At 70.8% G+C, this 23,833-nt stretch carries 24 protein-coding genes and 3 pseudogenes; 10 read left to right on the top strand and 17 right to left on the bottom strand.

Features of this window, described 5'->3' with window-relative positions:
- Positions 1–50: 50 nt before the first annotated feature.
- The 3 genes and pseudogenes from AB0P07_RS34420 to AB0P07_RS34410 form a co-directional block, all read left to right on the top strand.
- Positions 51–1,190, top strand: a complete 1,140-nt coding sequence (locus AB0P07_RS34420; protein ID WP_365557789.1) for a helix-turn-helix domain-containing protein — start codon at positions 51–53, stop codon at positions 1,188–1,190.
- 458 nt (positions 1,191–1,648) lie between these two features.
- A pseudogene (locus tag AB0P07_RS34415) lies at positions 1,649–1,729 on the top strand (ribbon-helix-helix protein, CopG family); the annotation flags it as partial.
- Positions 1,730–1,766: 37 nt separating this feature from the next.
- Positions 1,767–2,219, top strand: a pseudogene (locus tag AB0P07_RS34410) (alpha/beta hydrolase); the annotation flags it as partial.
- Between the two features lie 59 nt (positions 2,220–2,278).
- Here AB0P07_RS34410 and AB0P07_RS34405 read toward each other — a convergent pair.
- The 4 genes from AB0P07_RS34405 to AB0P07_RS34390 form a co-directional block, all read right to left on the bottom strand.
- Complete coding sequence (locus tag AB0P07_RS34405; protein ID WP_365557788.1) at positions 2,279–3,544, bottom strand: ABC transporter permease; 1,266 nt, start codon at positions 3,542–3,544, stop codon at positions 2,279–2,281.
- Positions 3,541–4,230 (bottom strand): ABC transporter ATP-binding protein, encoded by a 690-nt coding sequence (locus tag AB0P07_RS34400; protein WP_365557785.1) that lies wholly within the window; start codon positions 4,228–4,230, stop codon positions 3,541–3,543. Before AB0P07_RS34400 ends, AB0P07_RS34405 begins: the two co-directional genes overlap by 4 nt.
- Complete coding sequence (locus tag AB0P07_RS34395) at positions 4,227–5,465, bottom strand: peptidoglycan-binding protein (RefSeq protein WP_365557782.1); 1,239 nt, start codon at positions 5,463–5,465, stop codon at positions 4,227–4,229. Before AB0P07_RS34395 ends, AB0P07_RS34400 begins: the two co-directional genes overlap by 4 nt.
- Before the next feature lie 94 nt (positions 5,466–5,559).
- Complete coding sequence (locus tag AB0P07_RS34390; RefSeq protein ID WP_365557780.1) at positions 5,560–6,153, bottom strand: hypothetical protein; 594 nt, start codon at positions 6,151–6,153, stop codon at positions 5,560–5,562.
- Between the two features lie 145 nt (positions 6,154–6,298).
- Here AB0P07_RS34390 and AB0P07_RS34385 point away from each other — a divergent pair, with 145 nt between their 5' ends.
- Both AB0P07_RS34385 and AB0P07_RS34380 read left to right on the top strand, forming a co-directional pair.
- Positions 6,299–6,997 (top strand): response regulator transcription factor, encoded by a 699-nt coding sequence (locus AB0P07_RS34385; protein ID WP_365557777.1) that lies wholly within the window; start codon positions 6,299–6,301, stop codon positions 6,995–6,997.
- Entirely contained in the window at positions 6,987–8,771 is a 1,785-nt protein-coding gene (locus tag AB0P07_RS34380; RefSeq protein WP_365557774.1) for a HAMP domain-containing sensor histidine kinase, read from the top strand. The genes AB0P07_RS34385 and AB0P07_RS34380 overlap by 11 nt, the downstream gene beginning before the upstream one ends.
- Positions 8,772–8,847: 76 nt before the next feature.
- Here the strand turns inward: AB0P07_RS34380 and AB0P07_RS34375 are convergent, their stop codons facing one another.
- The 3 genes from AB0P07_RS34375 to AB0P07_RS34365 form a co-directional block, all read right to left on the bottom strand.
- A complete protein-coding gene (locus AB0P07_RS34375; protein ID WP_365557771.1) occupies positions 8,848–10,458 on the bottom strand; it encodes an alpha/beta hydrolase in 1,611 nt (536 codons plus the stop codon).
- A gap of 115 nt (positions 10,459–10,573) precedes the next feature.
- Complete coding sequence (locus AB0P07_RS34370; RefSeq protein WP_365557768.1) at positions 10,574–10,792, bottom strand: hypothetical protein; 219 nt, start codon at positions 10,790–10,792, stop codon at positions 10,574–10,576.
- A gap of 147 nt (positions 10,793–10,939) precedes the next feature.
- The gene (locus AB0P07_RS34365) at positions 10,940–11,221 is read right to left on the bottom strand and encodes a hypothetical protein (RefSeq protein ID WP_365557765.1); all 282 of its coding nucleotides are present in this window, start codon (positions 11,219–11,221) and stop codon (positions 10,940–10,942) included.
- A 142-nt stretch (positions 11,222–11,363) separates the two neighbouring features.
- Here AB0P07_RS34365 and AB0P07_RS34360 point away from each other — a divergent pair, with 142 nt between their 5' ends.
- Positions 11,364–11,975: a TetR/AcrR family transcriptional regulator gene (locus tag AB0P07_RS34360; RefSeq protein WP_365557762.1), complete on the top strand. Its 612-nt coding sequence runs from the start codon at positions 11,364–11,366 to the stop codon at positions 11,973–11,975.
- Positions 11,976–11,995: 20 nt separating this feature from the next.
- On the opposite strand, the gene AB0P07_RS34355 is transcribed toward AB0P07_RS34360, so the two are convergent.
- Positions 11,996–12,142 (bottom strand): hypothetical protein, encoded by a 147-nt coding sequence (locus AB0P07_RS34355; RefSeq protein WP_365557759.1) that lies wholly within the window; start codon positions 12,140–12,142, stop codon positions 11,996–11,998.
- A 349-nt stretch (positions 12,143–12,491) separates the two neighbouring features.
- Between AB0P07_RS34355 and AB0P07_RS34350 the strand changes: the two genes are divergently transcribed.
- The 4 genes and pseudogenes from AB0P07_RS34350 to AB0P07_RS34335 form a co-directional block, all read left to right on the top strand.
- Positions 12,492–12,695, top strand: a complete 204-nt coding sequence (locus tag AB0P07_RS34350) for a cold-shock protein (RefSeq protein ID WP_030404051.1) — start codon at positions 12,492–12,494, stop codon at positions 12,693–12,695.
- Between the two features lie 342 nt (positions 12,696–13,037).
- Positions 13,038–14,534: a DEAD/DEAH box helicase gene (locus AB0P07_RS34345; RefSeq protein WP_365557755.1), complete on the top strand. Its 1,497-nt coding sequence runs from the start codon at positions 13,038–13,040 to the stop codon at positions 14,532–14,534.
- Positions 14,535–14,582: 48 nt separating this feature from the next.
- Positions 14,583–14,987: a CBS domain-containing protein gene (locus AB0P07_RS34340; protein ID WP_365557753.1), complete on the top strand. Its 405-nt coding sequence runs from the start codon at positions 14,583–14,585 to the stop codon at positions 14,985–14,987.
- A gap of 46 nt (positions 14,988–15,033) precedes the next feature.
- Positions 15,034–15,180, top strand: a pseudogene (locus AB0P07_RS34335) (SCO5918 family protein); the annotation flags it as partial.
- Between the two features lie 180 nt (positions 15,181–15,360).
- Here AB0P07_RS34335 and AB0P07_RS34330 read toward each other — a convergent pair.
- The 9 genes from AB0P07_RS34330 to AB0P07_RS34290 form a co-directional block, all read right to left on the bottom strand.
- On the bottom strand, positions 15,361–16,182 hold the full coding sequence (locus AB0P07_RS34330; protein WP_365557750.1) for an alpha/beta hydrolase: 822 nt from the start codon (positions 16,180–16,182) through the stop codon (positions 15,361–15,363).
- Between the two features lie 331 nt (positions 16,183–16,513).
- Positions 16,514–17,746: a cytochrome P450 gene (locus AB0P07_RS34325; protein WP_365557747.1), complete on the bottom strand. Its 1,233-nt coding sequence runs from the start codon at positions 17,744–17,746 to the stop codon at positions 16,514–16,516.
- Positions 17,747–17,854: 108 nt separating this feature from the next.
- Positions 17,855–19,180: a cytochrome P450 gene (locus tag AB0P07_RS34320; RefSeq protein WP_365557744.1), complete on the bottom strand. Its 1,326-nt coding sequence runs from the start codon at positions 19,178–19,180 to the stop codon at positions 17,855–17,857.
- Positions 19,177–19,728 carry an ATP/GTP-binding protein gene (locus AB0P07_RS34315; protein WP_365557849.1) on the bottom strand — a complete coding sequence of 184 codons (552 nt, stop codon included), beginning with the start codon at positions 19,726–19,728 and terminating at the stop codon, positions 19,177–19,179. Before AB0P07_RS34315 ends, AB0P07_RS34320 begins: the two co-directional genes overlap by 4 nt.
- 40 nt (positions 19,729–19,768) lie before the next feature.
- Positions 19,769–20,128 (bottom strand): DUF742 domain-containing protein, encoded by a 360-nt coding sequence (locus AB0P07_RS34310; protein ID WP_365557742.1) that lies wholly within the window; start codon positions 20,126–20,128, stop codon positions 19,769–19,771.
- Entirely contained in the window at positions 20,125–20,571 is a 447-nt protein-coding gene (locus AB0P07_RS34305; RefSeq protein WP_256111013.1) for a roadblock/LC7 domain-containing protein, read from the bottom strand. Before AB0P07_RS34305 ends, AB0P07_RS34310 begins: the two co-directional genes overlap by 4 nt.
- A complete protein-coding gene (locus AB0P07_RS34300) occupies positions 20,568–22,028 on the bottom strand; it encodes an ATP-binding protein (protein ID WP_365557738.1) in 1,461 nt (486 codons plus the stop codon). Before AB0P07_RS34300 ends, AB0P07_RS34305 begins: the two co-directional genes overlap by 4 nt.
- 464 nt (positions 22,029–22,492) lie before the next feature.
- On the bottom strand, positions 22,493–23,377 hold the full coding sequence (locus AB0P07_RS34295) for a hypothetical protein (RefSeq protein ID WP_365557737.1): 885 nt from the start codon (positions 23,375–23,377) through the stop codon (positions 22,493–22,495).
- 152 nt (positions 23,378–23,529) lie between these two features.
- Entirely contained in the window at positions 23,530–23,772 is a 243-nt protein-coding gene (locus AB0P07_RS34290; RefSeq protein WP_365557846.1) for a DUF6411 family protein, read from the bottom strand.
- Positions 23,773–23,833: the final 61 nt, after the last annotated feature.

Below are 23,833 nucleotides of genomic sequence, written 5' to 3'. Positions count from 1 at the left end.
ACCGCAGGACGTGAATCTGGTCGGATGAATTGTTCGCAGGGAACAAAAACATGAGCCATGCAATCCGGAGGGCCAGCGAACTGGCCTTGGACGAGACGACGGTCACCGCACTTCGGGCCGCGCTGAAGACCACCGCCGACGAGGTCGTCCAGGCCATCATCGACGAGGTCCCCTCCTACGCCAACGCCCTGTCGGGTCACATGGGCGCCACCATCCGCCGAGCCGTGCGCACCGCCCTGGGGCACTACCTGGACCTCGCGAGCGGGAACGCCACGGGCGGCGACGGCGGTGACGCGGCCTACGAGCTGGGCCGCGGCGAGGTGCGCGACGGCCGTTCCATGGACGCCCTGCTCAGCGCCTACCGCGTCGGCGCCCGCGTGGCCTGGCGCTGCCTGGCAGCGGGTGCCGTACCCGCAGGTCTGCCCGCCGCCGAGGTCGCCAAGTTCGCCGAGTTGACCTTCGCCTACATCGACGAGCTCTCCGCCGCGAGCGCCGCAGGCCACGCCGACGAACTGGCCGCCCGGGGCAGGGCCCACGAGCGCCACCTGGAACACCTGGCCCGCGACCTTCTGGGCGGCGCGAGCCCGGATGTGCTGCTGGCCTCCGCCCAACGGGCCGGGTGGCAGCCTCCGGCTTCGCTGACCGCGGTCCTGCTGCCCGCCGCCCAGGCCCGGCCTGCCTACCGCGCGCTCGACCCGGGAACCCTCGTCCTCGACGATCTTCCGGACGCCACCGGAGTGCTGCTCGTGCCCGATGCCGACCGATCACATCTCCTGCGGCAGCTGACCGACCGCACCGCCGTGGTCGGCCCGGCCCGGCCCTGGGCTCGGGCGTCCGCCTCGTACGCACGAGCCGTACGCGCGCGCTCCCTCTCCTCCGATATTCGCGACACTGAGGACCACCTGCCCGAACTGGTGCTGAGTGCCGACATGGACGCGTTCGCGGACCTGCGGGCCCGAGCCCTCGCACCGTTGCGGACCTTGCCCGTCGCGACCGCACGGCGGCTGGAGGAGACGTTGCGGGAGTGGTTGCTTCACCAGGGCAAGCGGGACGAGGTGGCGGCGGCGTTGTTCGTCCATCCCCAGACAGTCCGGTACCGGATGTCGCAACTGCGGGAGCTGTTTCCCGATCTCGCATCGCCACACCGGGTCCTCGAACTGACGCTGGCGGTCGGCCTTCCGGTCAGCTGACGCGTACGTCGACCGTCCGCGAACTCCGGGGCGGAACCCGCCATCATGCGCGCGGTCGCCCGCGGGCACCGCGTCTCCGGGTTCGGCCCGGGGCGGCTCTCGTGCCTCGGTGCCTGACTGGACGTTCTTGCAGCCGGGACGGTCCGGGTGGGCGAGACGATCATGATGCAGCAGGCCGGCTGACGGGGAGCGTCCCACCACATCGCGTCGAGCAGGGGTGGCGAAGGGCGGACAGTCGGCCGTGACGCTCGTTTGACGCCCTGGGTACGCGCATGCACGGCGGTGGGCCAGGAAAGGGGATCCGACCTCGGCCTTTTGAAGACCGCTCAGGTCGACATCTGTCCGATGACGCCTCGTGTGGAGTGCGTGGTGATCCTGGAGCCCGCGGCCAATACTTCGTGACCTGCTAGTTCGACGCGACCGTGCCCGCGGTGACACCCCTCAGGTGTCACGCCTGCATGGCGATGACCCTGCGGCTGCCCGACCACCTTGACGCGAAGCTCACCGAGCGGGCTCGTCGGGAGGGCCGCAGCAGCAGACGCTACTGCGGCACTTACGACCGTCGGAGGGGGGGCCGGACCGACTCTGGTGTTCCTGCGCTACTGGGGTGGTTCCGCCCGCACCTGGGACCTCGTCGTCGACCGCCTGGCGGGCCGTGACGTGCTCACGGTCGACTTCCGCGGGTGGAGCCGGTCGAGCGCTCCGCCCGGTCCCTGCACGCTCGGCCGGCTCGCCGACGACACACTCGCCGTGCTCGCGGACGCGGGGGTCACCGACTACGTCCTGGTGGGGCATTCCATGGGCGGCAAGGTCGCCCAGCTGGTCGCGGCCACCCGGCCCGCCGGCCTCCGTGGCATGGTCCTCGTCGGTTCCGGCCCGGCGAAGCCTGCCGCACAGGTCACTCCCGAGTACCGGCAAGCCCTGTCGCACGCCTACGACTCGGCCGAGTCCGTGGCCGGGGCACTAGATCACGTCCTCACCGCGACCGAGCTGCCCGGGCCGGTCAAGGCGCAGATCGTGACCGACTCGTGGACCGTCGCCGTCGCCGTCGCCGTCGCCGACGGCGCCCGCGGTGCCACCGCCGCCGGTCACGTCGACGCCAGTGCCTCTGTGGGGGGAAGGCGTGCCGCGCGGACCGAGGGGTAGACACCGGCCGCCATGCCGATCAGCACGGCGGCCAGACAGCCGCCCGTGACCGAGGTCAGCGGTATCACCGCAGGCCAGCCCTGGTAGTGCGCGTAGCCGATGTCCGCGAGGGCGCCGAACAGGGTTCCGGCGAGCGCGCCGAGCAGCGACAGGCCCACGGACTCGGTGAGGAACTGGACGCGGATCTGACCGCGGGTCGCGCCCAGTGCCCGGCGCAGCCCGATGTCCCTTCGGCGCTCCAGGACCGAGATGACCATGGTGTTGGCCACGCCGATACCGCCTACCAGCAGTGCGACACCGGCCAGGCCCAGGAAGAGCGAGGAGAAGGTGTTCTGCGTGGCGCGTTTGGCCGCCAGGGCGTCGGACGGGCGGCTGACCTGGACCTGTCCGGGTTGCTCCGGGAACACGGTGGCGGGGAGTACGCTCCGTACGTCCTCCAGATGAGCTTCCTGTGCCTTGACGTAGATGACCGTGGGGTTCCCCTCGAAGCGCAGTGTCTTCTTGGCGGCCGGCCATCCCGTCAGTACGGCGTTGTCGAGATCGTCGGAAAGCGGTACGGAGTGCAGGATGCCGATCACGGTGAACCACGACTTGTTGATCTGTATCTGTGGAGCCGGATCGTTCTCGGGGATTTCCCCGATGCCGAGTCGGCGGGCGGCCCCGTAGCCCAGGACGGCCGTGGGAAACCGCTCGTCGGCGGCGCTGAAGAACCGGCCCGAGAAGATCTCTCCGCCCACCACGCTCAGCAGGTCGCGTCGGGCCGCGAGGACACTGAGTCCGGTACCGGAGAGGTCGTCGTCACCGATGACGTCGGAACGCCGGACCACGGCATGGGTGTTGGCCACGGCGCTCGCCTCGGTGACCGGTTCGATGCGGCGCACCATGTTGATCGATTCCTCGGGCAGTTCGACCGGCACTGCCTGTCCCGAAAACGGCTGGACCCGCAGCATGTTGGATCCGAGCGCCGTCATCTCGTCCATCAGCGCCCGCTGGCTGGAGGCCGGGATCCCGGTCACCACCAGCATCGTGGCGACGCCGATCGAGATGCCGAGTGCCGACAGAGCGGCGCGCAGCTTGCGGGTGCGCAGGCCGAGCAGCCCCAGGACCAGCACGTCGAGAGGGGCGAGACGCACCGGTCCCATCCTGCCGTCGGCACGTCGGAAGGCGAGCCGCAGCGCGGCGCGGCCCGGCTTTGCGGGGGCGGTCATGAGGGGGTTCCGGTCAGTGTGGTGTCCATGATCAGGCGACCGTCACGCATGTGTACCCTGCGGGGCAGTCGGTCGGCTATGTCACGGTCGTGAGTGATGAGTGCGATCGTGGTGCCCGCCGCGTTGAGTTCGGTCAACAGGGCGAGCGCCGCTGCGCCGTTGGCGGTGTCGAGTGCGCCGGTCGGCTCGTCGGCGAGGACCAGGGCCGGCTCATGGACCACCGCGCGGGCGATGGCCACCCGTTGACGCTCTCCTCCGGAGAGCTGCCCCGGCAGATGGCCGGCCCGGCGGGCGAGTCCGACCCGGGCCAGGGCCTCCTCGGCAAGCTTCCTCCGGTACTTCCTGGGCACACCGGCGTACAGCAGGCCGGTCGCCACGTTCTCCGCCGCCGTGAGTCCGTCCGTGAGATGGAAGTGCTGGAAGACGAAGCCAAGGCGGCGTCCGCGGAGGGCGGACAGGTGGCGGTCGGACAACTCCGCCACGTCCTGACCCTCGATGACCACCCTGCCGGTGGTGGGTGCGGCCAGCGTGCCCATGATGTTGAGCAGAGTGGACTTGCCGGAGCCGGAAGGGCCGAGGATGGCCAGAAGTTCGCCCTGTGAGACGGACAGGGAGACCCGGTCGAGGGCTCTCACCTCGGGAGGGTAGGTCACGCTCGCCTCGTGCACGCTGATGACTTGGGTCATGCCGTGGTTTCCACCTTCGTGCCCTCGCTGACGCCCCGGCCGCTGATCTCGACCAGTCCCTGGGCGAACATGCCCGTGTCGACCGGGACGAGCCTGCCGCCGGAGAGCCGGACCGCGTACCCTCCCTCGCGCAGGGCGAGAAGGGCGCCGACCGGGACGGCGAGTACGTTCTTCTTGGACTCCCCCTGGAACCGGGCCTCGACAGGAGCGGAGTCGATGCTCCTGGCGGAGTCCGGGTCGTCCAGCGACACGGTGACGTTGGTCTTGGTCTGACCGGTGCCGCCCGCCTCTCCCTGGTTTCCCTGCTGTCCCTGCACGATGGTGCTGATCGCGGCGACCCGGCCCGGCACGGTGGTCCGGTCGGGCAGCACCACGGTGACCTTCTGGCCCGACTCGATGGACCCCATGTCGAGCGACTCCACCGGGACGGTCACGGACTTGGTGGTTGCGGTCACCGTCATCAGGTCTCCCGGCGCCTCGTCCCCGGGCTGGGCGAGGACGTCGGAGACCCGCACCGCCGACTTCGTCACCACCACGTCGGAGAATTCGAGGATGCCGGTCTGCTCCATGCCCACGGCCTTCTGCCAGCGCTTGATCGCGGACATCAGGGACCTGGTGAGCACACCGTCGCCCTCCTTGACCGTGGACCGCGAGGGACCCGGGCTCGGTGAAGCCTCCTGTGACGCATCGGTTCCCCGGCCCGCTCCGCCGTCCGGAGACGGGGACGCGCCGGCCGGGGGCGCGGTCTCCCCGTGTCCAGGGCCTGCCGTCCCGGGTGCGGTGTCGCCCGCGGACGGCTGCTGCCGGACGACCGTGCCCGGCGCCGGCTGTGCCCCGATGTCGTACCCGAGAGCCTTGAGGTTGTCGGCGACGACCCGTATGTCACGGCCGACGCTGCCGGGGGTGTCGAGCCTGCGGTACAAGGGTGTGCTGCCGTAGAAGACCACGGCCGGACGCTCGTCGACGCGGTACAGCGGCTGACCGCGTTCGATCCTCGCGCCCCGGTCCGGGAGCCATGTCACTCGTCCTTCGCCGGTGCTCCGGATCGTCCGAACGGAGTCGTAGCCGAGCACGCCCTGCATCTCTCTGCTGCCCGAGAGATCCGTTCTGACCACCGCGATCTGTCTGACCTTCGGGCCGGACTCGGGTGCGGAGCCGGTCCCACCCCGGTCGGCCCACAGCAGTCCGGCGCCCGTCCCTCCTGCCAGCAGCACGGCGACGATGCCGAGATGCAAGGCCCTCTTCTTCCCACGGCCCCCTCTCCGTCTGCGGGGGGCCGCCTCCTCCTGGACCGTCACCCGCAGGGCCACGGTGTCCTCGGATGCGCGCTCACTCGCCACTGAACGCCTCGATCATGCATTCCTTGTCGATCTCGTCGGCGTTCCTGGGCTGAGTCGCGCCGGGCTTGTAGTTCCAGCCGCCTCCGTCAGGGAGCGGGTTCACCTTGAGCCCCCGGCGGTTGTCGCACGCGATCCACTTACTGTAATCGTCCATGTAGTCGGGGTTCTTCTTCGGGTCCAGTTCCGGGGGCGGCAGCGGCCTCTTTCCGAGACACGCCTTTTCCGCTTCCGGACGCTCTTCAGCCACATTGATACTGGGGAACCAGAGTGATCCGGGATCGGCTTCCGGCATTTTGCTCCCCTTTGAGGAGATGGGTACTCCGTGATCCTTGAGGCAGTGCAGGTAGCCCTGGTACATGCGGATTTCCTCGACTTGCGTGGTGTCGAGCCGAATCTGGGGGCGGCCGGAATCGGAATCGTCGGTCTCCGGGCGCTTGGCCGCCCCACCCTTGGCCCCACCGGGTTCCGTGACGGAGGCGACTCCGTCCTTCTCGCTCTCGGCGTCTCCCCCGGAGGAGCAGCCGGTGATCAGCGTCAGCGCCAGAACGGCGCCGCAGAGTAGAAGATTTTTCTCGTTCAGCATGCCTGGAAGCGTGGCAAGGCTTTGTCAGGAAGGTGTCAACGTTCCCCTCCGACGAGCCCCCGCATGCGTTTGTCAGGAAGTTGTCATGGAATGGGGTTGTATTCGTCGACGGTCACCACGTGCTTCGCAGGATTACCATCGGGCCATGCCCGCATACGTACTGGTGGCCGAAGACGACGAAAAGCAGGCCGAACTGATGCGTCGTTACCTGGTGCACGACGGCCATGCCGTGACCGTGGTCCACGACGGGCCGACGGCCCTCGAGGAGGCCGCAAGGCGGCCACCGGATCTGCTCGTTCTCGACTGGATGCTGCCCGGTATGGACGGGTTGGAGATATGCCGGCGTATACGCGCCACGGGCGATATGCCCATTCTGATGCTCACTGCTCGCTCCAGCGAGGACGATCTGCTGCTGGGCCTGGACGTCGGGGCGGACGACTACATGACCAAGCCGTTCAGGCCGCGCGAACTGGTGGCCCGCATCCGGACCCTGCTGCGGCGCACCCGGCAGCAGGAGCGCACGGAGGATGTGCTCCTGAAGGCCGGCCCGCTGACCGTGGCTCCGGACCGGCACGAGGTGTCGGTCGCCGGTCGCCCGGTGGACTGCACTCCCGGCGAATTCCGCCTGCTCAGCACCTTGATAGCCGAACCCGAGCGGGTCTTCACCCGGGCTCAGCTGCTGCGCTGCATCAGCGACCACGGCCGCGCCGTCACCGAACGCACCGTGGACATGCACATGGTGAACTTGCGAAAGAAGATCGAGATCTCGCCGCGCAGACCGGAGTTGCTGCTGACCGTGCACGGCGTCGGCTACAAGCTCTCCCGAGGCCGCCGTGACGTCTGAGGTTCCCCTGCGCAACAGCCTGCTGTTCAGGCTCCTGGCCACCTCCGTGCTGATCTCCCTCGTGTCCATCGGGGCCACGGCCTGGCTGACGGTACGCGGCACCACCGTCGCCATCGAGCAGGAGCAGGGCCAGGTCCTCGCGGACGACACCACCATCCAGGAGACGCTGGAGGGCTTCGCCGCGACACACCGTGACTGGAACGGTGTCGAGCGCACCGTCCTGGATCTCTCCCGGTCGACGGGGCGCACCATCGTGCTGACCACGCGGGCGCGCCAGATCATCGCCGCGTCGCACGGGTCGGCTGCGCAACGGCTGCCCCGCAACCAGAGCGCGGTGATCGATCCGCTGCACGTCGCTCCGTCCGCGGAGCAGGATCCGGGCCGGGCGGAGCAGGCCTCCCGCATCGACCCACGCGCCGTCGGCCCCTACCGCCTGCCCGCCGAGGAGCGGACGAAGCTGCGACAGGTCGCCCGGGACGAGGTCGACTGCCTCCGCCAACGGACAGGAGTACGCGCGCACATCGTCGAGGAGGCCAGTGGCAGGCCCACCCTGCGCACGACCAGGAACTCGGGGGAGTTCATCCCGGCCTGCATGTCCAAGGGGCTGGGCACACCCACCCCGACCGAGGCCGCCGCCCTCGCCGAACTCACCGGACTCGTCCGCAGCTGCGCCGAGCGCAACCGCCTACGCCTTCCCGAACCGCTCACCATCACGGTGGACTTCCGGGTGGACGGCGACTACGCCACGGAGAGGTCCGCCGCTGTGGACGACTGTGTGGAAGAGGGCCGGCGGGAGCAGTTGGCCGCGTATGTCGCCTCCTCGGCCCTGCTGTTCGTCATCAGCCCACCCCGCAAGGCCACCGCCGTCCTCGACCTGTCACCGGCCGGAACCCTTCGGATCCTGGCCACCACCGGCCTGGTCCTGGCCGCGACCGTCGCCGTGACCGCCGTCATCGCGATCAGGCTGGTGCGTCCGCTGCGCACGCTGACCGACGCGGCGCGTGCCCCCTCGGGCGGACACTTCCGCATCCCGGTCACCGCGAAGGACGAGACCGGCTATCTGGCCGCCGCGCTCAACGACCTGTCCAAACGCCGCGAACGCACCGACGAGCAGCGCCGGGTCATGGTCAGTGACATCGCCCACGAACTGCGCACACCCCTCACCAACATCCGCGGCTGGCTGGAGGCGGCACAGGACGGCCTGGCCGAGACCGACTCGGCGCTGCTCACCTCGCTGCTGGAGGAGGCGGAACTCCTCCAGCACATCGTGGACGACCTTCAGGTGCTTGCCGCAGCCGACGCCGGCACCCTGCGCCTGCACCCGGAAGAACTGGACCTCCGCGAGCTGATGGAGCAGATCATGAGCGCGCACCGCGCGACCGCGCGGGCCGGCGGTGTCGAGACGACCGTGCACGCTCCGGAGGGTCTTTCGGTCCACGCGGACCCGGTCCGCCTCCGCCAGGTGCTGGGCAACCTGCTGTCCAACGCGATACGTCACACCCCGCCGGCCGGCCGGGTCACCCTCAGTGCCCGCCGGGTGGCCGGCGCCGTCGCCATCGAGGTGAAGGACACGGGCAGCGGCATCCGCGAAGAGGACCTGCCCCAGGTGTTCGACCGCTTCTGGCGGGCCGAGCAGTCCCGGAGCAGGCGGACGGGAGGCAGCGGGCTGGGGCTGTCCATCGTCAGACAACTGGTGCGGGCACACGGCGGAGACGTCTCCGTGGCGAGCCGGCCGCAGGTGGAAACGGTGTTCCTGGTGCGGCTGCCGAGCTGATCCGCGAACGCGTGACTCCCCGTCCGTCCGGCGGTCATGCCAGGCCTTCGCCTACGCGGTGAGGAACGGCTGTAGCTCAGGGGTTCGCGGGGACGAGGGGGCGGGTGGTGGCGGGTGTGTCCGTCTTGCACACGGTGCCGTCGGCGGGCTGGGCGCCGCGGACGAGGGCGTTGTCGACCGCGTTGTCGACGCATGTGTTGGTGCCGTAGGAGCCGTGTCCGACCCCTTCCCGTGTGAGCAGGACCGCGGAGTCCAGGGTGCGGGTCATGTTCTCGGCCCAGTGGTGCGGGGTGACGGGGTCCAGCCGGCCTGCGACCACCAGCACGGTCGGTGTACCGGCGCCGGTGAGCGGCTTGGTGACGCGGTCCTTGTTCGGCGCGGGCCAGCGGGCGCAGTCGAGAGCGGAGTAGGCGGCCCGGGGTCCGATCCGCTCGGCCTCGATGACGGCCTTGGTGGCCGCGGCCCTGTGCGCGGCGATGTCGGCCGGGGTCTGCCAGTCGGCGCAGCGTACCGCGGTGTGGGTTTCGAACATCGCGGTGGGGACGGGGAAGGGGGAGACCGTGACGCTGCTCCACATGGTGTGCAGAGGCGCGCCGTTGCCCTTCTGCGCGGCCAGCAGGGCCGAGGTCAGCAACGGCCAGGTGCTCTGGTCGCCGGCCAGGGCCCGGGTGGCCTCAAGGGCCATGGCGCCGTCGAGCTCACCACCCGGCGTGACCCCCTTGACCGGTGCGATCTCCAGCGGCTTCGCCTCCAGCGTGTCGATCAGTGTGTCGAACGCCGCCCGGGGGTCCCCCGTGCCGAACGGGCACACCGCGGTCCCCTCGGTGCGGCAGGTCTCGAACCAGGCGTTGAGCGTCCGTTCGCTCGCCACGGCGACCTCCTGCTGGAGGGGGAGGGGGTTGCCGAACCACTGGTTGGTGTCGACGGGTGCGTCGAGCACCATCTGGCGGACCCGGTCGGGGAACAGGGTGGCGTACATCGGTCCGACCACGGTGCCGTAGGACAGGCCGTAGTAGGTGATCTTCTCCTCGCCGAGCGCCGAGCGGACCTGGTCGATGTCGCGGGCCACGTTGTCGGTGGACAGACTGGCCAGGAACTTCTTGCTCTGGTGCCGGGCGCAGCCTCTTGTGAACGCGGCGGCATCGGTCAGCAGTCGCGGCAGCGGTTTGCCCCCGGGGACGGCCGGGTCGAAGTCGGTGCCGGCGGCGTCGGCCCGCTGCTGGTCGGTCAGGCAGCGGACGGCCTGCGACTGGCCGACGCCGCGCGGGTCCATCGCGATGATGTCGAACCGGTCGAGCACCTCGGCCGAGAAGGCACCCGGAGTGCCGGCCGTCTCGGGCAGATTGCGCAGCGTTTCGGTGGCGGAGACTCCGGGGCCGCCCGGGTTGAAGACCAGACTGCCGACGCGGCGGTCGGGATCGCCGGCCCGGTGCCGCATGAGCGCGAGCGGGATCCGCACACCGTCGGGCTCGGTGTACTCCTGCGGCACCTTGAGCGTGGCGCATTCGAGGTTCTTCCCGCAGGTGCTCCACGTGAGCGGGCCCGGGGACGGGGCTGAGGCCGACGTGGCCGCCGCGGACGTGCTGCGCGGCCCCGGGGCACCGGACGAGCACCCCGCCAGGGCCACGAGGGCCGCGGCGAGGGCCGCCCCGTACCGGGCAGTGGGCCTCGACCTCGACTGGATCATGATGATCTTCCCCTTCTCCGTATTCGTGACGTTGCGCGGGCCCGGGCCGTGCCGGTCGCGCGGGAGGCCGGCCGAGGAGGGCCGGCGTCGGTCGTGCCTTCTCGCTTCGCGAGGGTCAGCGCCCGGCCGCGTCGAGCAGCGGGAAGTGGCGCAGGCGCAGCGCGCGCTCCATGCCGGCCGGAACGGCCCCGAGCCCCAGCGCGACGTTCAGCCAGATCGGCAGGTGTACCGGCGATTCGAACGTTCCGAGCCGCTGCACGACGGGGGGAACGCGGGAGAGGAGTTCGGCGAGCTGCACCAGGTTCAGGCCCACTCCGACGACGAGCAGCAGCACCGATCCGACGGCGATCAACCGGCTCAGCCCCGGACGGCGGACACCGAGACGCGCCCGCCGTCCCTCCGCCGATGCCGAGTCGGGTGTGAGCTGACGCGGCTGTCCGTCCCGGGGGGAAACAGTGGCAGCGCTTGACGCCGTAGTCGCTCATCGCCACCTCGATGACACCCCCGTCGACGGGAAGACCGCGGGCAGGCTCGACTCGGCCGTGTGCCTGGCGTCCAGGAGCAGATGCGCCCGGATCCTGCTGGTGTCCAGCCGCGCCCAGTGCCTTACGTCGACGGCGTACCGGCGGGCGCGGCCGTAGGCGTCGGGAAGCCGCAGCCAGAACGGCGAGCGCAGGGGGAGCTGCCGCCGGCGGAACCGCTGCAGTTCCCTGCCGTCTCCCGGCTTGAGCCGCTTCGACGCCGCCCACTGCTTCCACGCCATACCCCGTCCACCCTTCCGCGGATCAGCCGCACGCTCACTGGTACAGCGTGTTAGCCACACGCTAGCACACTGTACTAGTACGCCGTGCTAGTACGCCGTGCTAGTACAGTGGGGGGCCGGCAGAAAGCGAAGGAGAGCGGGTATGGACACGCGCGAGAGAATTCTCCAGGCCGCCGCGGAGATGCTCGCCGAGGACGTGACGGCGAAGCTGAGCGTGCGAGCGGTCGCCGCGCGCGCGGGAGTGAGCACCGGCTCGCTGAGGTTTCACTTCCCCACCCAGCGCGCCCTGCAGGACAGTTTGCTCACGCGGATCTACGAACACCTCCTGCCCGGCGACCCGATCCGGGACCGGGCGCTGCCGCCCCGCGAACGGCTGCTGAACTGCCTGCGGCAGGTTCTCGCACTGACCGGCACCAACGAAGAAGCGCGAGCCGCATGGGGCGCGACGTACAGGTCCTTCATCGAACCCGAGCCGACCGAACAGGTGCGCGCCGCGTACCTCCGCTTCGAGCGGGAGGCGGAGCGCCGGGTCCAACACTGGCTGGCGGTGCTCGCCGAGGAAGGCGCCGTGCCCCCGGGAGACCACACCCGCAGCGTCAGGTTCCTGCTCGCCGTCCTCAACGGACTCTCGTTCGAACGCGCCCTGCCCACGCGCGAATCCGTCCTCGTCGCCGAGACCGAGACCCTCAAAGCCGCCGTGGACCATGTCCTCTCCACCGGCCCCGCATCACCCGCCCGGCCGACGAGGCCGTGAACCGGACCGGCCCCTCTGCATCAGCTGCCCCTGGGGCCCCAGTGCGCGTCGGTCGGACCGCAGCCGTCCGGCTCGCAGGCCTCGACGGTTTTGCAGCCGCCCCGGACCCGCGTGACCTGCGGGCTCTCGGCGCCGAGCCGGCCACCTCGGTCGAACGACTGCAGCACGCCCGACTCCGACCTGCCGTCTGCCGTGCCCCGCACTCTCCGGAACGTTGCGCTCTGGGCGGATCGAAATCTGTGCCGACGGGCTGAGATTTCGACGGAACGCGCAGACAGATTCTCTGTCGCAATAAGTGAACCCGGATTATTCGCCGCACGCGGACCGCTGCGGCGTGCTACGGTCGGTCTCAGTTGCAGTTGTGGTTCCCGAAAACTTCGAGCGCCTCCGGCTCGGCTCCTGTGCCACTGGAAGCGCTTCCGTATATCCGGTCTTTTTCCGGGCGGGGTGATCATCGCGGCGACACGGTGTCCGCGCAGTGCGGGCCCCGAGGCACTGCCCCGAAGGAGAAATGACATGGCTGCTGGTACCGTGAAGTGGTTCAACGCGGAAAAGGGTTTCGGCTTCATCGAGCAGGACGGTGGCGGCGCTGACGTGTTCGCCCACTACTCGAACATCGCCACCCAGGGCTTCCGCGAGCTTCTCGAGGGCCAGAAGGTGACCTTCGACATCGCGCAGGGTCAGAAGGGCCCGACGGCCGAGAACATCGTTCCCGCCTGACGCTGACGCGCATTTCGTAGCTGGGACCCGCATCCTTTGGGGTGCGGGTCCCAGCTGTTTGCGTTTCCCGCAGTGGTTTCTCGTGTGGACGACAACCAGGAAGCGCGGGGCTCACCGCATGCGAAGCATGCTTCAGGTCTGCACGCAACCCGTCATGACCTCATCGCGATGGATGCCCGAACACTGCGTCCACTTCGCGTCGCTCATTTCAGTGCCTGTGCGCGTACGGTTTTCCGTCGGCCAGATGCGCTGTCGCGTTCCACCGGCCCGTTCTTGCAATTCTCCGTGCAGTTCATTGCTTCGGGAATTCCTTGATATGTGCCGCTTCGAGGAAGGTTCCGCATGAACCGCACACGTACGAACGACCGTTTCACCCGTACCCGTAAGGGCGGTGCCGACTCCGGAAAGGGCGGCGGCCGATCCGGTTCGTCGGCGCCGCGCCGGGCGGCCGGACCCACCCGCTCCGGCGGTTACGGCCGCCGGCCCGCCGCGGTCCAGGGGGAGTTCGCCCTCCCCGAGACGTTGACTCCCGCGCTTCCCGCGGTGGAGGGCTTCGCCGATCTCGACATGCCCGGGGAACTGCTGGCCGCGCTGGGCCGGCAAGGGGTGACCGTGCCGTTCCCGATCCAGGCCGCGACCCTGCCGAACTCCCTCGCCGGACGGGACATCATGGGCCGTGGCCGTACCGGTTCCGGAAAGACCCTGGCCTTCGGTCTGGCGCTGCTGGCCCGTACGGCCGGGCAGCGCGCCGAGCCTCGGCAGCCGCTGGGGCTGGTCCTCGTACCGACGCGGGAACTGGCGCAGCAGGTCACCGACGCGCTCGCCCCGTACGCCCGCTCCGTGAGGCTGCGGCTGGCCACCGTGGTGGGCGGCATGCCGATCGGCAGGCAGGCGAGCGCACTGCGCGGTGGCGCCGAGATCGTCGTGGCCACACCGGGACGGCTCAAGGACCTCATCGACCGCGGCGACTGCCGGCTGGACCAGGTGCGCGTCACCGTCCTCGACGAGGCCGACCAGATGGCCGACATGGGCTTCATGCCGCAGGTCACCGCCCTGCTCGACCAGGTCCGCCCCGAGGGCCAGCGCATGCTGTTCTCCGCCACCCTCGACCGCAACGTCGACCTGCTCGTGCGCCGCTACCTCACCGACCCCGTCGTGCACTCCGTCGACCCCTCGGCCGGCGCCGTCACCACGATGGAGCACCACGTGCTGCACGTCCACGGCGCCGACAAGCACACGGCCACCACCGAGATCGCCGCACGCGACGGCCGCGTGATCATGTTCCTCGACACCAAGCACGCGGTCGACCGCCTCACCGAGCACCTCCTGAACAACGGGGTACGGGCCGCCGCCCTGCACGGCGGCAAGTCGCAGCCGCAGCGCACCCGCACGCTGACGCAGTTCAAGACCGGGCACGTCAACGTGCTCGTGGCGACCAACGTCGCGGCGCGCGGCATCCACGTCGACAGCCTCGACCTCGTCGTCAACGTCGATCCGCCCACCGACCACAAGGACTACCTGCACCGCGGCGGCCGCACGGCCCGCGCCGGCGAGTCCGGCAGCGTCGTCACCCTGGTCATCCCGAGCCAGCGCCGCGCCATGACCCGCCTCATGTCGGCGGCCGGCATCGTCCCGCGGACCACCCAGGTCCGCGTCGGCGGGGAGGACCTGCACCGCATCACCGGCGCCCGGACCCCCTCCGGCATTCCGGTCGTCATCACCGCACCCGTGACCGAACGCCCCAACAAGCGCGGCACCGGCTCACGCGGCCGACACCGCCCCGCCTCGGCGACCCGGCGTGCGTCCGTGCGGCAGTCGACCGTCGGTACGGCGGCGTAGCACCACTTCCGTCATCAGAAAGCCGGCTCACCCCCCAGGAGGCACCTCTTGACGCTGACCCAGACGCAGTTCCGCCCGGAGCGCGCCCATCGCGTGCACGGCACGGTGGCCGACGCCATGGAAGCGGCCGGACCACAGGTGTGGGAGGACATGACCGTGGAGGTGGCACTCTCCGTGATGGCCGCCGCCCGCACGGGGCATCTGGTCGTCTGCGACGACGACGGCCTGTGCACCGGTCTGGTCACCCGGGCCCGGCTCCGGGCCGTTCGTGACGGCTCCGGGTACACGGACCGGACCTGTCTGCGTGACATCGCCGACGTCGTCGCTCCCTTCACCTCGCCGCTGACCACGAGGGCCGAGGCCGAGCGTGCGATGCGGCGCCGCCGGCTCGGGGCCCTGCCTGTGGTCGACGGCCAGGGCAACGCTCTGGGCGTCATCGCCCTCTCCCGCTGAACCGCTTCACGGCGGTCGGCCCCGTCATTCCCTCTCCCCGTGAGGCATCACGCGCTGTGTCGTCGCCGGCTTCCCGTTCGACCTGACCCGGAGCGGCGTACTGGAATCGATGAAGGGCAGCACGCCCGAACCGGTCACCACCGAGTCCGTGATCGTCGGACGACGCCATTACCCCGCCGAGCAGGTCGGACAGGCCGCCGGCGGACCGAGGGGGAGCGGCGGCGTGGCACGCGTCTCCGCGCAGCAGTCGACGACACCACCCCCGGACCGGCGACCGACTGATCCAGATCCCACCGCCCACGCCCCCAAGGGGCGACGAACCGTCCTTGCGTTCGTCCGCGGGCCGGATCACCCGCTCAGCGGCCCCGCAAGCTCAGGCTGAGGCGAAGTCGGCCGTCAGGCAGGCCAGCAGCCGCCCGGGTGCGTCCTCCTGCAGGAGGTGACCGGCGCCCTCGATCCAGTGCAGCTCCGCATGCGGAACGTGTTCGTGCAGCCACTCGGCGTACTGCGGAGGGAGGATGCGGTCCTCGCGGCCCCAGACGATCCTGACCGGAATCGAGATGTCGTTCAGCAGTTGCTCGTACGCGGCCGTGTCCGCCTGCCTGATCTGGCTGTACTGACGGTAGAACGCCGCCTGCCCCCGCGCCCCCCGCCACGGGGCGAGGAAGGCGTCCAGGATCCCCGGCCGGAACCCGATGTGCGTGGCGTGCCGCAGATGGGCGGCGACCAGCGCCTCGTGCGCGTAGCCCGGGAGCCGCCGGAAGACCTCCTCGTGCTCCAGGAAGAGCTGGAAGAGCCCTCGCTCCCACGCACCTCCGCTCACCGCGTCGAAGAGAGTCAGGTCCCGGTAGCTCCTCTGCTCCAGTAGCAGTGTCCGTAGGGCCACCGCCCCGCCGATGTCGTGAGCCACGACGCTGGGGCGCGACAGCCCCCAGTGGTCGAGGAGCTGGGCGAAGTTCGCCGAGTGGGCCGCCAGACTCAGGTCCTGGCCCTCGCGCTGCTCGGACTGGCCGAAGCCGAGGTGGTCGAAGAAGAAGACCTTGCGGGTACGGGCGAGCGCGAGAGCGATGTCCCGCCACAAAAAGGAGGAGTACGGCGTGCCGTGCACCAGTACGAGTGGGTCTCCGCTGCCCACGGACCCCCACCGGATCACTCCTCCGGGTGTCTCGAACTCCTCGTCCAGCGGCCAGTTCATCGCTGCCCTCCTCTCCTGCCTCCTGGGCACCGTGTTCCACACGAAGCGTGCGTCGATGCCTCGGCGGCCGGGATGACTTCGGCCGGGTCGGTGGTGGCCCTCCGTGGGAGTCGACGCGGGAAGCGGTGACGCTCGTTCGACACTCCGGACAGCCCGGAGAACCCCACCGGGCCCGCGAAGGTACCGCGGACCCGAGATCGCGGCGAGCGCCTGCCAAGCGGCGGAAAGCCGCGCCCTGGCTTCCCGGCGGGTGGGGCCGACGGCTCGGGAACGGTGGTACGACGCCGACGAGCCGATGGCTGCCGATGAACCGGCGGGACCCGAGGCCGGGTCACCCTCTGAGCCGCACCGGCAGCTTCCGCACGCTGTTGCCCACGAACGAGGCGTGGCGCGGCAGTTCCGGCTCCGGGACCGCGAGATCAAGGGCCGGGAAGCGGGCGAAGAGCATGTCCAGGGCCGTGGCGCTCTCCAGCCGGGCCAGGGGAGCACCCATGCAGTAGTGCGCGCCGTGTCCCAGGGAGAGATGGCGGGACTCGCCGGTGCGGGTGATGTCGAAGCGTGCCGCGTCAGGGCCGTGGGCCCGCGTGTCGCGGCCGGCCGCGGAGTACCCGGCGAGGACCGGGGTGCCTTGCGGGATCACGGTGCCGTCCAGGGTCAGATCGCGGGTCGGGTAGCGGAAGGGGAAGTAGCTGACCGGGCTGTCCCAGCGCAGGGTCTCCTCCACCACGTCCGACCAGCTCGCCTCGCCGGAGAGGACCAGGTCGAGCTGGTCCCGATGGGTGCACAGGGCGCGTACGGCGTTCGTGATCAGATTCAGCGTCGTCTCGTGGCCCGCGATGATGGTCAGCATCAGCGTGCCGATCAGCTCGTGCGGGCTGAACCGGTCGCCGCTCTCCTCACGGGCCGCGATCATCGCGCTGGTGAGATCGTCCCCCGGATCGGCCGTCCGGGCGGCCGCGACCGTGCTCAGCACCTCCACCATCTCCCGGTTCGCCGCCACCGCCTCGGCCGGACCGATGTCCGTGGCCACGATCTGGTTGGAGAGGGCGTGCAGCCGGTCGTGGTGGGCCTCGTCCACGCCCAGCAGTTCACAGATGACGCCCATCGGCAGCGGCAGCGCGAAATGGGCGCGCAGGTCGACGACGCCGTCCTCGCCGGCGGCCGCCTCCAGACCGCTCAGCAGGCGGGACGTCAGCTCTTCGACGTAGGGACGGAGTTCCTCGACCCGGCGGGCGGTGAACGCCTTGCTCATCAGCGACCGCAGCCGCCGGTGGTCGGCGCCGTCGGCGGTCGTCATCCCCTGCACCGTGGCGAACGTCTTCAGCGGCCAGCCGTCGGAGATCTCCCCGGCCTGGAGCGCGGTGAAGTGCCGCGCGTTCTTGGCGACGTCGGGGTGTGCGAGGAATTCCTTCAGTGCGTCGTGGCCCAGCACCGCCATCCCCTGCACCTCCCCGGGCAGGACCACCGGGGCGACCGCCCCCCGGGCCAGCAGTCGGGCGTTGGCCGCGTGCGGGCAGCCTCCCGCCGGGTCCAGGCGGTGCGGACGGTCGGCCGCTTGGTTCACCGGGGACGTGTTCAACGTGGCTCCAGGTCTTCGGAGGGGCGGGACAAGCCGAGGGGGACAAGCCGAGGGGGCAGGCCGAGGAGGGGGAGGGGGCGGGCAGTGAACGGGTCAGTGCGGCCGGGGCGGTCCCGCCGGGGCGAGTGTCTCCGCAGGCTGAGCGGGCACCGGGTCCCGCGGGAACTGCGGCGAGGTGAAGCGCACGGGCAGCGTGCCCAACCCCTTGCTCCAGGGTGAGTTGACCCACTTCAGCTCACCCTCCGGAACCGCCAGTTCGAGATCGGGCAGCCGGTGCCGAATCGTGTCGATCGCGGTCCGGGTGATCAGCCGGGCCGGGTCCTGGGCGGGGCAGGTGTGCGGGCCCGCGCCGAACGCCAGGTGGGAGCGGTTGCCGACGACAGGGGCGCCGTCGGCCGGCAGGACCTCCGGGTCGGCGTTGGCCGCTGCCAGGCCCAGGATCAGCATGTCGCCCGCCCGGACGTCCTGGCCGCCGAAGCTCATGTCGCGGGTGGCGTAGCGGGCCGGGAAGTTCTGGGTGGGCGGGAAGCGCCACAGGACCAGGTCGAGCGCGTCGTCCACGCCGAGGTGACCGCCGGTCAGCGAGGAGCGCAGCGCGGGGTCGCAGAGCAGGATGCGCAGCGCGGTGGCGATCCAGTTCACCGTGGTCTGGTTGCCCGCGACGAACATCACCACCAGGTTGTGCAGCACCTCCTCGTCGGTGAGCCGCGCCGGGTGGTGCAGCAGCGCCGAGACGATGTCGTCGCCCCTCGCCCGCCGCTTCTCCGCGATCAGTTCGTGCAGGATGGCGCCCATCCTCCGGCTGGCGTCCCGCGCCCCGCTGGTGGCGGACGCAAGGCCCGCCACCGCCTCCACCAGCTCCCGGCCGGTCCGGTCGTCCAGCCCGAGCAGCCCGGCGATCACCCGCATCGGGAGCGTGCGCGCGTACGCGGCGACGAGGTCGGCCTCGCCGTGCTCCGCGAAGCCGGCGATCAGGGCCTCGGCTGTGGCCCGGACGCTGCGGCGCAGCTCGTGCCCGTTGATCCCGCCCAGTGCGTCGGAGACGGCGGTGCGCATCCTGCGGTGCTGCTGCCCGTCCGCGAAGAGCAGCGCCGGTCGCCAGCCGACCATCGGCAGGATCGGCGAGTCGGCCGGCACCCGGCCTTCGCGCAGCAGGCTCCACCGGCGCGGGTCGTGTGAGAAGTCCTGTTCCTCGCGCGTCAGACGGAGCAGTTCCCGGTGGCCCAGGACCAGCCAGGCGTCGACGCCGGGAGCGATGGTCACCGGCGCCACCGGCCCGTACTCGCCGCGCAGTTGCTCGTACAGCGCGGGCAGTGTGTTGCCGTCGAGCTCCGGCCCGTACAGTGCGGCCGCCGTACCGGGGGCGCCGGTCGCGGGGCAGCCGAAGGCCGGGCCGGTGGGGGAGTGCGGCGTGCTCATGAGGACTCCGTGGCGACGTGGATGAGGTGACGGACCAGCGCGATCAGCGCCCGGACCGATGAGGACCGGTCCCGTGCGTCGCAGGTCACCAGCGGGGTGCCGGGCAGCAGGTCGAGGGCCGTACGGATGTCTTCTGCCGCGTACCGGGGGCCGTGCGGGAAGACGTTGACGGCGACCGCGAAGGGCAGGTCCAGGTCCTCCAGATTGCCCAGTGCGTCGAAGGAGGCCGCCAGGTCCCGGGCGTCCACCAGCGCCAGCGCGCCGAGCGCCCCCTTGGCCAGGTCCCGCCAGGCCGGCAGGAAGCGCTGCTGGCCCGGGGTGCCGAACAGATACAGGACCAGGTCGCCGTCGACGGTCCGCCGGCCGAAGTCGAGGGCGACCGTGGTGGTCGTCTTGTCGCTGTCTCCCGGGTACGGGTCGACCCGGACGCCCGCCCGGGTCATCGACGCCTCGGTGGACAGCGGTTCGATCTCCGACACCGTCCCGATCAGGGTCGTCTTGCCGACGCCCAGCGGGCCGACGACCAGGATCTTGGCCGCGCCCGACACGTTCGAGGCGAGGTACTTCCCGCCGGTCCCGGCCGGCGTTTCAGAGGCAGCTTTCGAGACCATGGAGGACCTTTCTGAGCATGGTCACATCGGCGCGTTCGGCCGGCGGGATGGGCGGGCGGGTCACGATCAGCCCCCACCGCAGGAGATCGGAGAGCAGTACCTGTACGACCGAGGGCGGCTGGCCGAGGTGAGCGGCCACCTCCGCGACGGAGATGAGTCCCTCGCAGTGCGCCAGGATGGCGAGGTGCTCCGGCTGGAGGGCGGCGGGGAACGCCGCGTCCGCCGCCATCACCAGGGACTCCCAGGCGAAGGGCTCGCCCTCGGACTCCGTGCGGCCGCGTGTGATGACGTAGGGGCGGATCGCCGAGGCCCTCGGTACCTCAGGCCGCTTCGTCATGACGTCGCGGCGGCCTCGTCCCGGGGCAGGCTGCTCAGATGTGCGCCGATCTTCGCCACCAGCAACTGCATCTGCTGGGCCACCAGGCCCACGTCGGCGTCGGGCTCGGTGGCGACCCCCAGGTGCGCGCCCACCCCGGCGTGGGTGAACAGCACGAACCCCCGGTCGGTCTCCAGCATCAACTGACGTGTCGCGGCACCCCGGCCGAACAGCAGCGCGCTGGTGGACCGGCCCGTCATGGTCATCGCCGCGCAGGCCGCCGAGAGCGACTCCGCGTCGGCGACGCTCAGGCTGGGCACCGGCCCCGAGAGTTTCTCGGCGGAGGCGTGTCCGAGGCGCAACCCGTCCTCGGACACCACCACGGCGTGCCGGACGCCGGGAATCTCGGTGAGCGGGCGGAGCATCCACCCCAGGTCGGGGAGTCGGGTGATGGTTCCGGTCACGGTCGGCCTCCGGCGTTCTCGTGCGGCTTGCTGGGCAGGGACTGTCCGCCGTGCGGGGGCGAAGCCGGGTCGGTGTCGCCGTCCGCGTCGACGGCCGCACGGCCGCGCAGCGACCCGGCCACCACACTGGCGATCGAGGCGCGTGCCGCCTCCGGTGTCCAGGGCTCGGCGGGCGCGGCATCGGACAACGGGTCGGGCGCCGAGTGCCGTGGAGCGGTCGTGGCCCGGCCGAGACCGCGCCGGCTGCGCCGCTGGGGCAGACCGGCCGTCGTCGGGGCGGGTACGCCGACCGGCCCGGACGCGTCGGCGGGCACCGGGGAGCCGTCGCGCCCGCCCGTCACCGGCACGACGGGACCGACGTGCCCGGCCGGTTCCGCCGCCGGGCGGCGGTGTGCGGCGGGTCGCGGCAGCGGGTCGGTCAGCAACTGGAACGGTACGAACATCACCGCCCGGGTGCCGCCGTACGCCGAAGACCCGCTCAGCTCCACGTTGAAGCCCAGCTCCCGGCTCCAGCGGCCGACACACGCCAGGCCGAGCCGGGGCACCGCACCCAGGCGGGTCAGGTCCAGGTCGTCGCGGAGCTGGCCGAGGGCCTGGTCAAGGACGTCCGGCGGCATCCCGAGCCCGGCGTCGTCGATCTCGACGACCGCACCGGCGCCCACCTCTCGCACGCTGACGACGACGGGGGAGCTGGACGGTGAGAACACCGTGGCGTTCTCCAGGAGTTCGGCAACGGAGTGCATCAGCCCCTCCACCACCGGTGGCACCGCGTACAGGGTCTGTCCGCCGTGCACCTCGATCCGCCCGAACTCCACGATCCGGGACTGGGCGCCCCGTACGCAGTCGTAGAGCGAGACCGGCTGGGTCTCCCGACGGGCGGGCCAGATCCCGCACATCACCAGTAGCGTCTGCGCCTTGCGGGTCATCTGCGAGGCCGCGTGGTCGGCCTTCATCACGTCCGCCATCAGACGAGGGTCTTCGATGGAACGCTCGACCTCGTCCAGGACCTGCTGCTGCACGGTCGCCATCACATGCATGGTGCGCGCCACGGATTCGAAGGCGGCCTGCACCGAGTCGCGCAGCGTACGCTCGCGGTTCACGGCCGCGTCCGAGCCGAGTGCCACCACGACCGAGTCCAGCGCCCGGGCGAACTCCTCGCCGGTCTCCTCCGGCGACGCCACCGGTCCCGGCACACCGTCCAGTTGCCGCCCCGTGCGCAGTCGTTCGGCGACGGCCGGGACGCGCACCGCGGCCAGGTGAGCCACCTCGGTACTCCGGGCGGTGGCCACCGCGGCCTCCCGGGCACGGCGTGCGCGTTCGGCGGACAGCCGCCGGCTGAGGATCACCACGAGGGCGATCAGCAGGACGACGGCCGCGGCACAGGCTCCCGCCAGTAACTGGCGCACCCCGGTGTCCGCGGTGGCGGCGGCCCACCCGACGCAGGCGGCGGCCAGCACGGTGGCGGCCCCTCCGGCGACGGCGGCGTTCGCACCTCGGCCGCCACTTGGCTCCCTCGGCGGTCGGTTCACCACAGCGGTCCCGAAACGACAGCCCTGCAGACACCGGTGCCAGCCACGAACAGCGAAACCTTTCACGACACATCGAACCCCTGTCTGGGGAGCATGCAAAGCGTAGGCCAGCCGGTCGGAATTGTTGGGGCACCGATCCTTTTCAGTCACACCACGCCCCCCGGAATGGCGCGTTGACGCCCCTTACGACGCGCTGCGCCGTACGTGAGTCGGGGTGCTCGGCTGCCGTGCCGCCGGTACGGCAGCCGAGCACCCGTGCCGTTCCCGGGGGTACGTGCACCGAGGTGCCCGACGGCGAGCCGAGCGCCGCCTCGGTGCACCGCAACGGGTTGCTGACGGCCCCGGTCCGTCGCTGGGAGAGAGAAGGGGGGACGTCCGGAACTCGTCGGCGGTCAGCTCTGCTTGTCTCCGCCCTGCAGTGCCTGGCCGGTCATGTCGGCCGTCTGCCCGGCCGGCGGTGCCTCGGCGTCGACCTCGGTGCCGAAGTCGGAGAACCGCATCACGGTGCTCATCTCGAGCTGCTTCGAAGGTGCGCTGTCGTCCGGCTTCGCGGATGCGGAGGCGGGGGCCTCGACGGTCATGTCGATCTGTTGCCGCCGGAGCCGGCCCTCGTCGTCGAGCCAGACCTGCATGGGCAGCGTCGGGCCCAGCTGCCGGCTCATCCGGTCGCCGCCCGGCAGTTCGGAGACGTCCACCGTGACCTTGTAGTGGGTGGTGTCGACTCCGTCGATCTTCTCGGGGCCGACCTTCTTGACGTCCTTGTCGGTGATCGCCTTGGCGTAGGCGGCGGTCTGCGCCGGGTCGCCGATCTGCTGGTTGCTCAGACCCTGCCGCGCGGCCACCTTCTTCAGGTCGATCTTGATCCAGGGCTTGCCGCCGGGGGCCTTCTGGTCGGGGGACTTCTGGTAGAGCACCTGGTCGACGACACGCTGCTCCACGCTCTTGCCCTGCGCGGTGATCTTCATGACGCTGTCACCCTCGGCCAGGTCGATGGCACCCTTGCCGTCGGAGGTGATCGTCCTGCCCTCCGCCGAGAGCTTCATCCGGATCGTCATCCGTGCCGACTCGGCCTCGGCCGTCTTGTCGTAGGCCGCCCGTACCTTCGTCGTGCCCTGTTCGCGGGCGCCGTCGCCGCCGCTCGCGCCCTGCGACGCGTCGCTCCCCTTCGCTTCGGACCCGCCGTCTCCTCCGCACCCCGACAGGATGACGGCCCCCATGACGGCGGACACCACGATCGCACCCGTCCTCGTCCCCTTGACACGCATGTGAATCCCCATCTTCCCGGCCCCTCCTCAACGAGGAGCGGCCGTCGTCACGTCATGTCTGCGTGACGTACCGAATGCCCTGGACAATTCACAACACGCCTGCATAAGCGTGTATTTGGAGAGGAATCGGCGGAAATGTGCTCACGCCGGGGTACCGCGCCGGTTCAGAACGGCATGTGGCCACGGGCCCGCCGGCCGGCAGAGCCGCTGCGGCCGACGGCCTTGGAGCTGCTGCGGAAGGGCTTGCTGAAGGCGCGACCGAGGACACCGGGGGCCTTGCCTCCGGCTCGGGACCCGGCGCTAAGTGTGCGCTGGGTCCCGCGTTGCGGATGGCGGGAGAGGCGCGGCACGAAGAAGGCGAGAACGGCGAGAACGACGCACACAGCGACGATTCCCAGGATTGCCACGATGAACCTCCCGAGCTTGAGACGTGTCAGCTCGGGTGCCCGGGAGCCGCGGCTTGAACCA

It is taken from the genome of Streptomyces sp. NPDC085944 (genome assembly GCF_040686295.1).
GTDB classification, from domain to species: Bacteria; Actinomycetota; Actinomycetes; order Streptomycetales; family Streptomycetaceae; genus Streptomyces; species Streptomyces salinarius.
Note: the sequence above shows the minus strand (reverse complement) of the source record. Positions and strands in the feature narration are given on the sequence as shown.